The sequence below is a fragment of the Parapedobacter lycopersici genome (assembly GCF_024643285.1).
Lineage (GTDB): Bacteria > Bacteroidota > Bacteroidia > Sphingobacteriales > Sphingobacteriaceae > Parapedobacter > Parapedobacter lycopersici.
In genome coordinates, this window is record NZ_JAMSLW010000001.1 from 481,323 (window position 1) to 495,904 (window position 14,582).

General features: G+C 46.0%; 14 protein-coding genes. 4 read left to right on the forward strand and 10 right to left on the reverse strand.

Annotated features, from left to right (window positions below; genetic code table 11):
- Positions 1 to 7 precede the first annotated feature (7 nt).
- The 5 genes from NEV57_RS02180 to NEV57_RS02200 all read right to left on the reverse strand — a co-directional run bounded on the left by NEV57_RS02180 (position 8) and on the right by NEV57_RS02200 (position 3,991).
- Positions 8 to 823, reverse strand: coding sequence for a YbbR-like domain-containing protein (locus NEV57_RS02180; RefSeq protein ID WP_257656641.1), 816 nt, complete (start codon positions 821 to 823; stop codon positions 8 to 10).
- A 209-nt stretch (positions 824 to 1,032) separates the two neighbouring features.
- Positions 1,033 to 1,359 carry a preprotein translocase subunit YajC gene (gene yajC / locus NEV57_RS02185; protein ID WP_257656642.1) on the reverse strand — a complete coding sequence of 109 codons (327 nt, stop codon included), beginning with the start codon at positions 1,357 to 1,359 and terminating at the stop codon, positions 1,033 to 1,035.
- 32 nt (positions 1,360 to 1,391) lie between these two features.
- The gene (locus NEV57_RS02190; RefSeq protein ID WP_257656643.1) at positions 1,392 to 1,853 is read right to left on the reverse strand and encodes a DUF1573 domain-containing protein; all 462 of its coding nucleotides are present in this window, start codon (positions 1,851 to 1,853) and stop codon (positions 1,392 to 1,394) included.
- A gap of 68 nt (positions 1,854 to 1,921) precedes the next feature.
- The gene (gene nusB / locus NEV57_RS02195) at positions 1,922 to 2,869 is read right to left on the reverse strand and encodes a transcription antitermination factor NusB (RefSeq protein WP_257656644.1); all 948 of its coding nucleotides are present in this window, start codon (positions 2,867 to 2,869) and stop codon (positions 1,922 to 1,924) included.
- Positions 2,870 to 2,911: 42 nt separating this feature from the next.
- Complete coding sequence (locus tag NEV57_RS02200; RefSeq protein ID WP_257656645.1) at positions 2,912 to 3,991, reverse strand: Glu/Leu/Phe/Val family dehydrogenase; 1,080 nt, start codon at positions 3,989 to 3,991, stop codon at positions 2,912 to 2,914.
- A 197-nt stretch (positions 3,992 to 4,188) separates the two neighbouring features.
- On the opposite strand from NEV57_RS02200, the gene NEV57_RS02205 reads away from it, so the two are divergent.
- Positions 4,189 to 5,979 (forward strand): ABC transporter ATP-binding protein, encoded by a 1,791-nt coding sequence (locus tag NEV57_RS02205; protein ID WP_257656646.1) that lies wholly within the window; start codon positions 4,189 to 4,191, stop codon positions 5,977 to 5,979.
- A 92-nt stretch (positions 5,980 to 6,071) separates the two neighbouring features.
- On the opposite strand, the gene rpmA is transcribed toward NEV57_RS02205, so the two are convergent.
- Both rpmA and rplU read right to left on the reverse strand, forming a co-directional pair.
- A complete protein-coding gene (gene rpmA / locus NEV57_RS02210) occupies positions 6,072 to 6,701 on the reverse strand; it encodes a 50S ribosomal protein L27 (protein ID WP_257656647.1) in 630 nt (209 codons plus the stop codon).
- A gap of 52 nt (positions 6,702 to 6,753) precedes the next feature.
- Positions 6,754 to 7,065, reverse strand: coding sequence for a 50S ribosomal protein L21 (gene rplU / locus NEV57_RS02215; RefSeq protein WP_257656648.1), 312 nt, complete (start codon positions 7,063 to 7,065; stop codon positions 6,754 to 6,756).
- Positions 7,066 to 7,252: 187 nt separating this feature from the next.
- On the opposite strand from rplU, the gene rpsF reads away from it, so the two are divergent.
- Genes rpsF through rplI form a run of 3 tightly spaced genes read left to right on the forward strand, consistent with a single transcriptional unit; the run spans position 7,253 to position 8,344 of the window.
- The gene (gene rpsF, locus NEV57_RS02220; protein WP_257656649.1) at positions 7,253 to 7,624 is read left to right on the forward strand and encodes a 30S ribosomal protein S6; all 372 of its coding nucleotides are present in this window, start codon (positions 7,253 to 7,255) and stop codon (positions 7,622 to 7,624) included.
- The gene (gene rpsR, locus NEV57_RS02225) at positions 7,624 to 7,887 is read left to right on the forward strand and encodes a 30S ribosomal protein S18 (RefSeq protein WP_257656650.1); all 264 of its coding nucleotides are present in this window, start codon (positions 7,624 to 7,626) and stop codon (positions 7,885 to 7,887) included. Before rpsF ends, rpsR begins: the two co-directional genes overlap by 1 nt.
- A 13-nt stretch (positions 7,888 to 7,900) precedes the next feature.
- Positions 7,901 to 8,344 (forward strand): 50S ribosomal protein L9, encoded by a 444-nt coding sequence (gene rplI / locus NEV57_RS02230; RefSeq protein WP_257656651.1) that lies wholly within the window; start codon positions 7,901 to 7,903, stop codon positions 8,342 to 8,344.
- A gap of 324 nt (positions 8,345 to 8,668) precedes the next feature.
- On the opposite strand, the gene NEV57_RS02235 is transcribed toward rplI, so the two are convergent.
- The 3 genes from NEV57_RS02235 to NEV57_RS02245 are packed head-to-tail and all read right to left on the reverse strand — an operon-like array spanning position 8,669 to position 14,239.
- Positions 8,669 to 9,508, reverse strand: a complete 840-nt coding sequence (locus tag NEV57_RS02235; RefSeq protein ID WP_257656652.1) for a DUF1735 domain-containing protein — start codon at positions 9,506 to 9,508, stop codon at positions 8,669 to 8,671.
- A 51-nt stretch (positions 9,509 to 9,559) separates the two neighbouring features.
- On the reverse strand, positions 9,560 to 11,095 hold the full coding sequence (locus NEV57_RS02240; RefSeq protein WP_257656653.1) for a SusD/RagB family nutrient-binding outer membrane lipoprotein: 1,536 nt from the start codon (positions 11,093 to 11,095) through the stop codon (positions 9,560 to 9,562).
- Between the two features lie 18 nt (positions 11,096 to 11,113).
- A complete protein-coding gene (locus NEV57_RS02245) occupies positions 11,114 to 14,239 on the reverse strand; it encodes a SusC/RagA family TonB-linked outer membrane protein (protein WP_257656654.1) in 3,126 nt (1,041 codons plus the stop codon).
- Between the last annotated feature and the right edge of the window lie 343 nt (positions 14,240 to 14,582).

The following is a 14,582-nucleotide window of genomic DNA, read 5'->3' on the forward strand; positions in this document are numbered from 1 at the left end:
CTCTGCACTATTTCCTGACGAAGAATTCAACGTTTTGGGGTTCCACTTTAACAAGCGTGCAGAATTCCGGGATCTGGGTAATGATCACCGGCAAGCTGCTGATCTGGTCATCAACCCAATGTTCCATGTTCACAACCGCTTCGAATGAATTGCCGGTTATCTTCGCATAATCACGCAGTGACACCATAACAGTAAGTTTCACCTTGCCTGGCAGCAGTTTTACTGAGCTGAACTGCCTGCCATTTTCCACTTTCAGCGGCACTTCAAGAATTTTTTCGGTTACCTCGCCAACAGGAATATTTACTTCAACTGTTGTCGGATAGATGTTAATATTAGCGCGCTGGTTTTTCTGTAACGGTACATTCATGCGGACAGCAGATTGCACCTGGGTGCCGCGTATCGTATCCGTTTCCCAGGATTCAATTTCCACCACATCTTCAAGCGGACCGGTAATTGTCACGTATTCCGGTGATACTGTTAGCTGGTCAATGATATTATACTGTTTTGCAAATTGGATGTGATATACCGGCTTAACGGGGATCTTCCGTTCGGTTTGTTTGGAGAAGTCAAAATACAGCGTATCGGGTGAAACGGACACCACCTGCTGGTTAGCCGCAAACTGCCGGTTTACAAACCCAAGCTGGTTGGTAAAGACAATCCAGTTTCTGTTCTGAAGCCCACTGAGATCCACCTGAATGGTATGTGCAGTGGAACGCAGGGTTGAGAATAACAATTGCCAGCCTGTCGTTTCCAGTCGTACATTCACTGTGTCCGATTGCAGCGGGTGGAACGCCTTATTTGCCGGCGCGTTAACATATTCCACGCCGGCTTTAACGGTATAAACGTAATTGTTGGAAACCGCAAAGATAGTCCATGCCAGGAATGAAAAAAAAATGCATTTCGCAAAAATGCTAAGCTTGCGTCGTTGCGTTTTGTTTAATTTCATTCCCGGCATCACGAACAAACTTAGCGAAAGTTGAGCGGATATGCAATTGGGACACGGTCACTGAAATGACCTGTCCCGCACGGCTGTTATGCCTTAGGCGCCGCAGCAGCATTCTGTGCCTTGGAAGCATCCAGGGCAATAGCAGATTTATCGAAACGGATCTTGATTCCTGATCCAACATCTACCAGAAACGTGGTTTCGGAAATTTCCACAATGCGGCCATGTATGCCAGCAGTGGTCACCACTTTATCGTTTACCTTAAGTTCCTCGATATATTTTTTATGGTCTTTCGCCTTTTTCATTTGTGGCCTGATCATGAAGAAATAAAATACTACGATGATCAAAACCATGGGTAAAAAACCCATAATGCCTGCCGATCCTCCTGCCTGTAATAAAATTGTCGCTGTTGTCATTGTTTAAAAATTATTGTGTTTATGCTGTCTGGTTATTTTGACACCTCTCCACGGAGGTGAAGTAATGTGTTTGTACTCAATGCATTGGAAGTTACCGTAACGATCTTATGCTGCTTCCCCAACTGTCCTGCACTGTTGAACACCACTTTAACAAGTCCCTCTTCGCCTGGAGCAATCGGATTTTTTGAATATTCGGGTGTGGTACAGCCACAGGATGCCTGTACATTCGAGATAATCAATGGTGACCCGCCTGTATTCTTGAAAAGAAACTCATGTTCAACCCGCGTTCCTTCATCCACCTTTCCAAAATCATAGGTATCGGAAACCAGTTCCAATACAGGTGCCTCGGCATTATCCCCTGGGATTACGTGCTGGGTAACAGGCTGTTCGCCAGCATGCTCCGATGGAACTTCTGCTGCTTGCTGCTGACTATTTCCGGAATTACACGATAGGGTAAGCGCCAGACCGGCACAGAACAATGGGATTATTTTCATGGTATTCATCATCCTTGGTATTAAGTTTAATTTTTCTTGCGGGTTAATTGTTTGGTAAATGTGCCTGTTTATTGTATCAATCCACGGCCATGTTTCCGTATCCGGCCCGACGTCTGCAATTCGCCGAGTATTTTATCCAATACACCATTGATAAATGTATTGCTTTTCGCCGTACTGTATACCTTCGAAAGTTCGATATATTCATTGATCGTAACTTTCACCGGAATCGTTGGGAAATTAAGCAATTCACAGATGGCCATGCGCATAAGCAACGTATCAAGCAGTGCTATACGGTCGGCTTCCCAATTTTTGGTCTTCGCGCCGATCAGCTGCTGGTATTCATCAGCATAGCGAATGGTCTGCGTGAACAGTTCCGTGATAAACGGCCGGTCTTCATCCCAGTTTGGCGTCAATTCCGCCAGCTTATTCTGCGTCGGGTTTTCACTCGCGAAATTCTTGAATGTTTTGGCTATCATGGCCTGCAGCACCTCTTTATCCACCGGCCAGTTGATAAACCGTTCTTCAAAAACCTGCTCAATGGCAGGGGACGTTAAAATAATCTTCTTGAAGATAAACTTGATAATGTCCTTTTCGGCTGCGATAGAGCGATCCTCCTGGTTCAAATAGGTTTCATAGGCCTCTGAACCCTTCAGCTGTTGGAAAACCTTGCGGACAATTTCCGGATCAAAGCTCCAGGAAACCTTGTACCGCTTCACATCGGCCCGATATTTCTCGTTATTCCGAAGCGATACGATAAACGTATTATCGTGTAGGCGCGTATCCAGCGAAAGGTCCTTTTCCGTCGGCAGAAACTTGTTCGCGCGTTCCTCCGCATCAACCAGGACATAATCGGCCACTTCATCCATTAAATTCAGCGCCCAGATATACATTTCGTATACCTGATCAACACTTTGCAGCAGTGCCTTTTCAAATTTGGTGACCTGTTTATCTTCCGATAACTGGTACGCGTAAAGCGTTTGTAGTACTTTGACCCGGAGGTGCCTTCTGTTTAGCATGTTACAAAGAACGAAATGGCGTTACCGCCTATACTTATTTGATTACTTCTTAATTTTACCCATGGCCGCTATCCGTGATTCGGCAATGCGGTTAGCTGCCTGGTACGGAGCAATACGCTCATCAATTGCCTTGCGTAATACCGACCGGGTGACGTCGTAAATATTCTCCGTCAGTTCCGCGGTACGGGATATGCCATACCCTGCAATTTCAGAGTAACAGCTGATTAATCCGCCGGCATTGATCAAATAATCGGGCGCATACAGAATCCCCTTTTCCATCAGCATATGGCCGTCTTCTTCCTCATTACGCAGTTGGTTATTCGCCGATCCCGCGATAATCCGGCAGCGCATTTTTGAAATGGTGTCCTTATTTACAGTACCTCCCAAAGCACATGGCGCATATACATCTACATCAAGTGTATACATGTCGTTGTTTGATACGGCAACCGCCTTATATTTATTGGCCACTTCGATCATCCGGTCTTCCACAATATCGCTCACATATACTTTCGCATTTTCCTCCCGGAGCATCGCAATTAAATGTTCACCAACATTTCCAGCTCCCTGTACCGAAATAGTCCGCCCGGCGAGGCTGTCATTACCGTACAGTTCCTTCAATGCGGCCTTAATGCCATAATATACGCCTTTTGCTGTAAATGGAGAGGAATCACCGCTGCCGCCAAGGGATTTGGGCAACCCTGCCACATGACTGGTTTCCATGTGGATATACTCCATATCGCGGGGTGAGGTTCCAATGTCCAGCGAGGCAATGAAAGTGCCGTTCAGCCGATCTACAAACTGCCCGAACCGCCGCAGTAATACTTCGCTTTTCTGTGTACGGTGATCGCCGATGATGGCTGCATTACCGCCACCCAGGTTGATTCCGGTTACAGCGGTTTTGTATGTCATGCCCCTCGATAAGCGAAGCACATCATCAATAGCTTCATCCACATTCGTATATGGAAGCATCCGTACACCGCCAATGGCAGGTCCCAAGGTCGTGTCGTGTACGGCAATTATAGCCTGTAACCCCGTCGCGCTGTCGTTGCAGAAAACAAGTTGCTGATGCCCGAATTGCCCCATCAACTTAAACGACGAATGATCATTAGCGGAAACTGCCATACATGCTATCGGTTTGTGCATTGAAAATGTTGCGCAAAACTACTCAAATTACAATGATAATACAATTTTATCATCGCATTTTTCGATTCCGCCATTACCCGGAAAACACGTGTATTGCTAATATTAAGTAAATTTACAGCCGTTGTTGGCGGCACCCTGCTATTTTGAATAAAACATGTGTATTTTTGCCTACCAAGATGAAACATCTCGCACACCTTAATAAATATTTCTACAAGTATCGCTGGCGCATGATTCCCGGCGTCCTTTTCGTCATTGCCTCCAATTATTTCGGCGTGTTGCCGGCCCAGGTAATCCGAATTGCGTTCGACCTGGTAAAAGAAAATATCAGCATGTACCGGCTTTTTGACGGCTTTGAACGGCAGCAACTGATTTACCAAGTGTTCGGCTCCAGTTTACTCCTGTTTGGTGCTTTGGTACTGATACTTTCACTCATACGTGGTATTTTCCTTTTCCTGATGCGTCAGACAATTATCCTAACGTCAAGGCATATCGAGTACGACCTGAAGAACGAAATCTATGGGCATTACCAGCAGCTGGACATGGCGTTTTTCAGACGCAACAATACGGGTGACCTGATGAATCGCGTAACGGAAGACGTAAACCATGTACGCTCTTACCTTGGGCCGGCCATCATGTATTCGATTAACACCATTGTACTGTCCATCATGGTGATCGCAGCTATGATCCAGGTGAATGCCACGCTGGCCTTCTATGCATTGCTTCCCATCCCGATCCTCTGTATCATCCTGCTGTATGTAAACAAAATTATCAACCGACGCAGCGAAGCGATCCAGCGACAATTGTCCTCCCTGTCGTCGTTTGTACAGGAAACGTTTTCCGGAATCCGCGTGGTTAAGGCGTATAATCGCGAGGCGGATAAAATGGGCGTGTTTTCGAATGAAAGCGATCATTATCGGGATGCCTCGTTGGCACTCGTTAAAACGCAGGCGATTTTCTTTCCGTTAATTTTACTCTTGATCGGACTAAGCACCATTATTACAGTTTATGTAGGTGGACTGGAAGTAGCGAAAGGTACCATCACTTCGGGAAATATTGCCGAATTTATCGTGTATGTCAACCAGCTCACATTTCCGGCAATGGCCCTGGCCTGGGTGACCTCACTCATTCAACGGGCTGCCGCGTCACAGAAGCGCATCAATGAGTTCCTGCAGACCGAACCCTCCATCCGGCCAAGGGCCGGGCATGTGGCTGCCGATTTAGCTGTTCAGGGCCACATCCAGGTCAGCAATGTCAGCTTTACCTATCCCGAAACAGGTATCCGGGCCCTCCGCCAGGTATCTTTTGAGGTACGGCCTGGACAGGTACTGGCCATTGTAGGTAAGACGGGCTCGGGCAAATCCACCCTGGCCAACCTGCTGATGCGGATGTATGATGTGCAGGCCGGTGATATCCGCGTAGACGGCACAGACATCAGGAAGCTTCCGCTTCAGGCCTATCGCCAGCAGATCGGCTTCGTTCCACAGAACGTGTTTCTTTTTTCCGATACCATTGCCAACAACATTGCGTTCGGCCTCGATAGCACCTATCCAGACCAAGTTGAGGAAGCAGCACGGAATGCGGCCGTTTATGAAAATATCATGGCGTTTGAAGAAGGATTCGAAACATCCATCGGCGAACGGGGTATTACCCTGTCGGGCGGACAGAAACAGCGGGTGTCTATTGCGCGCGCGCTGATCAAGAACCCGCAGATTCTCATTTTTGACGATTGCCTGTCGGCAGTGGATACCCGGACTGAAGAAGAGATCCTCCGTAACCTGAGCCGGGAAATGCAGGATAAGACCACGATTTTCATTGCACACCGCATATCAACCATTAAAAATGCCGACCACATTATTGTACTTGATGAAGGAACGGTCATTGAACAGGGCACACATGAACAATTGCTTGCGCTCCGGGGAAGTTATTTCGAGCTGCACGAAAAGCAACTGCTCGAAGAGGTGGTCTAAGCAGCAATAAAAACATACAGACCTATAGGCACAAAAAAACCACTCAGCTGAAAAGTGAGTGGTTTCTCGTTTATGGTTAACGGCTTGCGCGATTAATCTTCTTTACCGCCATCAAGCGCTTCCTGCCATTTCTTAAGCTCGTCGAATTTACCTTCCGCAGCGAGTTTAGCCTGTTCAGGCCAGGTATCCGTTACCGCAGTATTAAACTGGTCACCCGCTTCGGTTAACAGTGCTTTCAATTCTACAGCAGACTTAGCAGCCACTGCTGCATAATCAGAAATACCGGCATTTACGAATACTTCTGCGATTTTCGGGCCGATACCCTCAATAATCGTCAGGTCATCGCCTTTAGCTTTTTTTGCTTTCGGGGCAGCTTTTGTCTTTTTTTCAGCTGCAGGAGCTTCTTCTGCAGCTGCTTTCGGAGCAGCCTTGGCTTTTGCTTTGGGCTGTTCGGCTACCGCTGTTTCTGCTACGGGGATAACCGATACAAAAGACTTATTATTTGCTTTCTTGCGGAATACAACCTTGCCATCAATCAGTGCAAACAGCGTATGGTCTTTACCGATACCCACGTTCACATCCGGATGATGCTTGGTTCCACGCTGCCGTACAATCACATTACCGGCAACGGCAAGCTGACCACCAAATATCTTTACTCCCAAGCGTTTACTGTGTGACTCACGGCCGTTCTTTGAACTACCCGCACCTTTTTTATGCGCCATGTTTTACTTTATCTTATGATGGGCACGAAGCCCGATTAACAATCAGTTCGTATTATAATGTGATTCCGGTGATTTCAATTTTGGTAAATTGCTGGCGATGGCCATTCTTTTTCCGGTAGCCTTTACGGCGTTTTTTCTTGAAAACGATCACCTTGTCCCCTTTTAAATGTGACAAGATCTTAGCTGAAACCTTGGCGCCTTCCAGGATAGGTGCACCTACCGTGAATTTACCACCGTCTTCCGCTAACAATACGTTGTCAAATTCAATACTAGCGCCTTCATCTCCCTGTAAACGGTGTACAAAGAGCTGCTGGTCTTTTGCAACCTTAAATTGCTGTCCGGCTATATTTACTATTGCGTACATTGTTAATGAATTAATAATTACTATTTTTTATAAATCGAAGCGCAAAGGTAAGGCTTTATTTTAATAATACAAACCAAGCACTGCAAAAATTAGTAAGATACCCTTTTGATATCAAAAACTTTATGCATAAATTTGCAGCCCGTTTTAACATATAAAACGCGATTAAATTAATTTATTTACAAAAAGTATGCAACAGTACGAAACCGTTATCATTCTTACCCCGTTGCTTTCTGAGGAGATTTCGAAAGAGGTGATTGCCAAATTCAAAAACATCCTGACCGAAGGCGGAGCCGAAATTATCCACGAGGATAATTGGGGTTTGAAAAAATTAGCGTATCCGATTGAGAAGAAAACAACCGGATTCTATCACCTAACAGAATTCAAGGCTCCAGGTGAATTAATCAGTAAACTGGAAGTCGAATACAAGCGTGATGAGCGGGTAATGCGTTTCCTCACAATCCGATTAGACAAACATGCCATTGCCTACAACGAGAAAAAGCGCAGTGGAGCGTTCAACAAAAAGGCCGAAGCGCCTAAAGCAGAGGAGGTAGCAGAATAATGGCAAACGAACAAATCCAGTACGTAACCGCTCCCAAGGTGGAGGACAACCGTAAAAAATACTGCCGCTTCAAGAAAAATGGCATCCGGTACATCGATTATAAAGACGCTAACTTCCTGTTGAAGTTCGTCAACGACCAAGGCAAGGTATTACCTCGCCGGCTGACTGGCACTTCCCTGAAATTCCAGCGGAAAGTGGCTCAGGCGGTGAAACGTGCCCGCCATATCGGTTTATTGCCTTATGTTACGGATTCATTAAAATAAGGAGGGAAACGACATGGAAGTAATTTTAAAACAGGACATCAAAAAACTGGGCGAAAAAGACGACATCGTATCGGTAAAACCCGGTTACGGCCGCAATTACCTGATCCCTCAGGGATTTGCCATACTGGCAACAGAATCGTCCAAAAAGGTGCTGGCTGAAAACATCCGTCAGGCGCAGTTCAAACAAGATAAGATTAAGAAGGACGCTACGGAGCTGGCTGCCAAACTGGAAAGCGTAAAGCTGACCATCGGTGCAAAGGCCGGTGAGACCGGAAAGATCTTCGGTTCTGTGAATAGCATTCAGGTGGCAGAAGCGTTAAAGCAGCAAGGCTTTGATGTAGATCGCCGTCGCATCACGTTTGAAGAAGACCCCAAGGTATTAGGTGAATACGTAGCTAACCTCAACCTGCATAAAGAAGTAAAAGTGCAGGTACCTTTCGAGGTGGTTGCGGAGTAATCCAGATTCCACAGACATTAACTAAGGGGATACCGAATCGGTATCCCCTTTTTTGTATCTATAATCTTATAAATAAGATTCACCGCGTAATTAAATAAATCAGCATAGTCATTTTTCAAATGAGGAGCTAAATAATTAACTAAAAGAGGTGTTAACCACATTCCTGCGTATGCGTAAGTTTTGATATCAATTGTATCTTTTTCAGTTAAAATTGTAGGATTATAAGCCCCAGTCAGCAATAATGATAATAATAGTATATTCAAAACACAAGGGGCGATCTCAACCGAATTGAGATCGCCCCTTGTGTTTAATATACTGAATTAATTAATTTCTGACGGCCGTCTCATCAAACGTATAGCCACCGCCAAGAATGGTAAACTTCACGTGGAAGCCGTTGTCATCGTAGCTGCTTTCTACAACCGTCGCACCATATGAGGAACCTTTGGTTGCATCCGCGTATGCTCCAACAGTTATGGTACCATCTTCGTTGAAGGTATATTCGGTATAACCCGAAAAATAACCACCGATGCCATCTTTGCTCACCGTTGTCGCGTCAATCGTTGGCATATAAACATCTTCAGTAGTTGTTGTATTTGCTCCGCCGGTAATCACAGAAGTAAAGGAGTAATCAGCCTCAAATGCACTTTGTGCAACAAACTGGATTAACATATCTTTAAAATTACCACTGATCAAATACCCAGTCTGATCTACGCTGGCGATCTGAAACCCAAGTGCATATTGAGCTTCCAGTAACGCACTTGGGTTAAAAGCAATTTTAACCGGTGTAGTCACCGAACGGCTACCCCTCGGAATGGTAACGGATAAGCCTCCTTCAATTGAAAATTGATCCGAAGGAAAGCCAACAAGCTCACCGCCATTGGCTTCATTCCAGTTATCGATGATCGCTGCACTGTTATCCAAGGTAAGGTTTACGGTGATGTCTTCACTTGCAGGTTCCTTCGAAGCCAAACCTACCGTCAGGGTACTAAAAACGGTATCCTTATCTTCCGGAACAAACGAAGCAGCAATGACATGTGTACCGCTTGCGGACGGAAGCTCGATAATTCGGTTACTTTCAATGGCATCTTCATTAATACCATACTCGAGGTTCTCGATATTCTCATCTTTCAAACACGATGAGAGACCCAAGGCCATGATAGCCATAGGGAGTATTTTATATCCTATTTTCATATTCATAATTTTAATGGGTTGTCACTATTTGTCCCAGAAAACAGCGGATGTCTGCGCATCAATGGTTCCCTGAGCCGCTACATTTTCCGCGTTATAACTATACTCATTCTGAGGATAGAGCAACCGCAATGGAATATGCCGCCCGTTCCGGCTCGGTGAAAGTGACAATGGTACGTTAGGAATGCCTAACCGCCGATAGTCAACCCAGGCCTCAAAATTATTAATACCGGGTAACGCCAGGTATTTCTGGGTGATGATGAGGTTGATCTTATCACCCGCATTATCCCAGCTTACAATGTTATCTGATTGTGCGAGGTAACCGGCAGCTTCGTCTTCCGCATTTTCTACGCCCAGCCAAATGAAGGATTCGGTCACCGCATCATTATAAGCCTGGTGCGCATCACCACTGATCCACCCGCGTTGAGTAGCTTCGGCCTGGAGAAAGAGACTTTCAACAGAAGTAAACAGCCATTGGGGTTGTGTAGGACTTTTAGCCAGTCCGGGACCAGCCACCTCGGATGAGTTAACGCCCTTAGGGTTATCCGGATTGGGGTCAACAAAACCAAAGTCATAACCAAAATAATCGTTACCATCCAGGGGTTCGCGGGCTGCATTGAATACATACTGATACCGGATATCGTCGTTATCCATATACAGATCAAGCAGGTAATTGTTAGCCCGGTTAAAGTTATCGATAAGTGTTCCGGTATGATCCCGCAGATAGGTATTATAAAATGGATTTTGCTTGTATTCGTCTTCAGCATAACCCGGGTTTACTTCGGCGGTCTCGCCACTCATCAGGAAACCGCTTCCATCGGCCTGAATGGCATTTAGTTGGTCGGCGGGCGGCGTAGTTCCAAATACCTCAGACTGGCGGATCAACAATTTTAAGCGTTGGGTGTTCACCAATTTGCGCCACATCTGTGCGTCACCATGAAACATAATATCAGCCGTTTCAATACCCGGATTGGCCAAAGGATCCATAGACGCAAACAGGGAAGCCGCCTCGTCAAGCTGAAGGAGCAGGTCATTATAAATATCCTGCCCGCTATCGTATGCCGGCGAGATATATTCTTCCATGTTAAGGGCCTGTGTATAGGGCACATTATTGTACTGGTCAACTAAATACATAAAACCGATCGAGCGGATAACTTTCGCGACGGCTACGTAAAAAGTCTGCCCCTCTTCAGTAGCCTTCCGTTCCATGACCTTCGCATCCATCAGGATGTCATACCAGGAAACTGTAGGATAGGTGACCGTGGTATTGCCATTTACCCATTCGTCCTGCTCGTACGTAGTCGTAAGATCATAATTCTCCAAGGGATTGCTCGGTCCATAGGACCCGGATCTTGCCCAATAACCCATCCAATGTGCGGCATAATCATATGACGTTGCCATTTTGGAAGCCGTTGCGTTCAACACCGATGGTAACAACAGATTAGGCTGCATCGACTCATCCGTAGGGTTGTTCGGGTTATCGTTAATATCAAAGAAGCTATCCTTACATCCTGCCGCTAGAAAAACCAGCAGAATCAAAAAGCTATATTTTAAATTTTTCATCGTTTTATTTTTAAAGTCTTAGAATCTAACGTTTACATTAAACCCAAAGTTCCTGACCGGCGGATTAGACCGTGAATCGACAATACCAAAGATATTATCGTAATCTGCATCCACGCTATTGAAGTCAGGATCGTTGAACTTGTTTTCTTTGGGCACCCATATAAACAGGTTCCTGCCCGTTACAGCAACAGACAAGCCCTTTACGACGCCAAGTTTAGCAAGAATATGCTCTGGGAAGCTATAAGATAACGACAATTCCCGCATACGCCAAGCCGCTGCACTTACAATAAAGTTAGATGCCGCATCACGGTATACACCAGTGAAGAAGTCGTTTACGTTTGCTACGGTAATATCCGTGTTTGGCAGGTAAGTGCCGGGATTTGCCGGATCCTCATACGAAGAATTCGGAAGCACGAAACGCTCCCTGTTGTTTACGGCCGTTGCCTCGCCTACACCAGTCCATGCCATGTCAGTGCCCTGACCAAAAAAGGATGCGTTATGGCCGCCCTTGTATTCAAGCAGCGCGGATAAACTGAAGCCTTTCCAATTGACGGAAGGATTTAAGCCGATAATCCACAGGGGCATGGTGCGGCCAAATATTTTATTATTCGGGTCCACAGAGGGATAACCGGAAATGCGATCAACAATGATACGTCCCTGATCATCTCTCAAATAATCCGTCGCTTTGTGAACGAAAGCGGGAAGGCCCACAATTGCAGAGTTTCCGGATGCAATGTACCCGCCGATATTCACTTCGCCTCCCAACGCAGGGTGAACACTGGTCACCTTGCTATCATTGTACAACGCGTTGGCCCGGAAATTGACGCTACCGTCCGTAAATTTAACCAGCGGTGTAAAACCAAGGTCCAACTCTATACCTTTATTGACAAACGAGGCCGCATTCAAATTGGCAAAGTTATAACCGGTGGCATCCGATGTCCTAACACTAATAATCTGATCCGTGTTCTTCTGATAAAAATAGGTTGCCTCCAATGTAATCCGGCCATTCAGGAATGCGGATTCAATACCGGCTTCTGTGCTATTAATAAACTCCGGATTGAGGTTCGCATCATATGTCGTATTTCCGGCTGAAAATCCAGGCAGTGATCCGAAGGGGAATCCCGTATAAGGGGGCTGCCTATAAATAGCTGCCAATGAATACGGGGCAATATCGGCATTACCCGTTTTGTTCCACGCACCTCTCAGCTTTAAATAAGTCAACCCATTACCCTTCAGTGCGGGAACCGCATCTGTCAGGAGGATGGATCCACTGACACCTGGGTAAAAATAAGAGTTATTCGCTAATGAGAGTAGTGAGGTTTGGTCATTCCGTCCGGTGACCTCAATGTTCGCCCAGCCTCTAAAACTTAATCCTGCGCTACCGTAAACGGAAAATAATCTGGACCGACTAAAGGTTGACTGTCCTGAAAGGCTTCCGGTACGGTTACCGATATTATACAGTTCGGGGACAACCAAGTTACCTGCACCTACCTCGGTATCGCGGTATTCCGTCTGCCGCAGGTAGGTTCCTAAAATAGCCGTAATTCTAAAATCATCATTCAGCTCTTTGTCAAGGGAACCGAACAGTTCTGACGACAGCCGCGTATAAGAATACGGCTGTTCCTCTACCGTGCCGGGGATTAACGTAAAGGACCTGCTAAGGCCATATTCATTAGGTACTTCCCCTTTAGAGTAGTTTCTGTCGATCCTGGTTTGGCTGGTTATACCGGCACGGTAGGTAAAATTAAGCCATTCCGTTGCCTGGAATCCAAGTTTCAGGTTGGCCAACACATCCTGCCGTTTCCCCTCACGCCGCCAGTTATCAATTGCAAAGTATGGATTTAATCCATAGTCATTAAAATAGCCATTATAATCGGAAAATGGGTCTGTATCAAAATTCTTATACCTGGACAACGGAATATGGGCCGGCGTATTAAATATCTGCGCCATCAGACCATCATTACCGCCAACATTCTGTGCCGTAAAATAATCACCCATACCTTCGTCATGGAACAGCTTATAGTTCATCTGGCTATAGTTGATATTCAGTCCGGCATCAAATTTTCCGTACTCACGGCTTGCATTCAGGCGAACGCTTGTCCGGCGATTTTTATCACCCGGAACGATACCCTTTACGTTGGCATCCTGCAGGGATAAGAAAAAGTCGCTTGTAGACAACGAAACACCATTTTGTATCGTAACGCCGGTATCGAAGAAATCCTGTCGCTCATCAGTTGCACTGTAGGGTACCGTTTGCACGCTTCCGTCAGGCAATGTATGTCCGATTTCTTTGGTGGAACCGTCATAAGCAGGTCCCCACGACCAGTTTTCATACGGGATGTAGGATCCATATCCACCTGAACCAAATTTTTTCTGGAGTTTAGGAAAAAAGGAAATCTGTTGGAACTGGGTTGCGTGGCTGACGTTGATTACCGGTGCGTCTGATCCATGCTTTGTGGTCACCACAATCACCCCGTTACGGGCATCCGGGCCATAGATGGCTGCTGAAGAGGAACCTTTAAGCACCGAGATATTCTCGATATCATTCGGATTAATCGAAGCAAAGTAACTGATCGGGGTCGGAACACCGTCCAATACCAATAACGGATCGTTATTCCCCGTCAGTGAGCGGATCCCGCGCAGGTTGATGTTCACATCCTCAAACACGCCACTGCTGATGGTCGTCACGTTTAATCCGGATACTTTACCCTGCAATCCATTGACGGCATTGACGGCATTGACCTGGGTCAGTTCTTCGTTGCCTACGGACGTAGCGGCATAGCTCAATTCATTCTTGGGCCGAGCAATACCGAGTGCAGTAATCACCACTTCGGATAACTCCGCTGATTCCAGCGCTAAGCCCACGTCAATGGAGTTGGCCGAACCCACGGATATGGTTTGCGATGCGTATCCCAGGATACTGAATGTCAAGGATTGGCTTCCAGAAGGAACCACAATGGAATAAACACCACTGCCGTCTGTTGCTGTACCGGAAGTAGTCCCTGTGACAACAACAGACACACCTGATAGGGGTTCACCATCTACTTCGGCCGTCACCCTACCACTGATCCTTCTGTCTTGGGCATATGCCGAACCAATCAGCAATACACCCAACATTAGGAAACATAGTAATTTTTGTTTCATGCGTTTGTGAATTTGGTTAAAAATATAGTTGAATAATAAAGCGTTGATGTTGTATTTGGACAATCCCTTACGGGATCAGGTAGCTTGCTATCCCTGGTATTGGTTAAACATAGCAAAACGTATCCACGACCGGATACTATTCGCCTGGTTTAATGACAAGGCAATACGTTCCAAGTTGGAAAAACGGCGCCATGGCCGCTTTCATGAATTTGCTTTCTGATGTGGTCAACTGGGACATTGCCTTTCTTCAAATTGCAATGCAACTGTTTAGCTCTTGGATGCTATTATAGGCACAATATCGATTTAGCATGACCTCATACCAACGATTTGAGTACAATACCCC

Excerpts from the sequence above, each read along its gene's own strand:
- rpsF (WP_257656649.1), top strand. The coding sequence starts at position 7,253 with ATGCAACAGTACGAAACCGTTATCATTCTTACCCCGTTGCTTTCTGAG.
- nusB (WP_257656644.1), bottom strand. The coding sequence starts at position 2,869 with ATGCTAAACAGAAGGCACCTCCGGGTCAAAGTACTACAAACGCTTTAC.
- NEV57_RS02205 (WP_257656646.1), top strand. The coding sequence starts at position 4,189 with ATGAAACATCTCGCACACCTTAATAAATATTTCTACAAGTATCGCTGG.
- NEV57_RS02235 (WP_257656652.1), bottom strand. The coding sequence starts at position 9,508 with ATGGCTATCATGGCCTTGGGTCTCTCATCGTGTTTGAAAGATGAGAAT.
- rplU (WP_257656648.1), bottom strand. The coding sequence starts at position 7,065 with ATGTACGCAATAGTAAATATAGCCGGACAGCAATTTAAGGTTGCAAAA.
- rpsR (WP_257656650.1), top strand. The coding sequence starts at position 7,624 with ATGGCAAACGAACAAATCCAGTACGTAACCGCTCCCAAGGTGGAGGAC.
- rpmA (WP_257656647.1), bottom strand. The coding sequence starts at position 6,701 with ATGGCGCATAAAAAAGGTGCGGGTAGTTCAAAGAACGGCCGTGAGTCA.
- NEV57_RS02190 (WP_257656643.1), bottom strand. The coding sequence starts at position 1,853 with ATGAAAATAATCCCATTGTTCTGTGCCGGTCTGGCGCTTACCCTATCG.
- NEV57_RS02240 (WP_257656653.1), bottom strand. The coding sequence starts at position 11,095 with ATGAAAAATTTAAAATATAGCTTTTTGATTCTGCTGGTTTTTCTAGCG.
- NEV57_RS02200 (WP_257656645.1), bottom strand. The coding sequence starts at position 3,991 with ATGGCAGTTTCCGCTAATGATCATTCGTCGTTTAAGTTGATGGGGCAA.
- yajC (WP_257656642.1), bottom strand. The coding sequence starts at position 1,359 with ATGACAACAGCGACAATTTTATTACAGGCAGGAGGATCGGCAGGCATT.
- NEV57_RS02245 (WP_257656654.1), bottom strand. The coding sequence starts at position 14,239 with ATGAAACAAAAATTACTATGTTTCCTAATGTTGGGTGTATTGCTGATT.
- rplI (WP_257656651.1), top strand. The coding sequence starts at position 7,901 with ATGGAAGTAATTTTAAAACAGGACATCAAAAAACTGGGCGAAAAAGAC.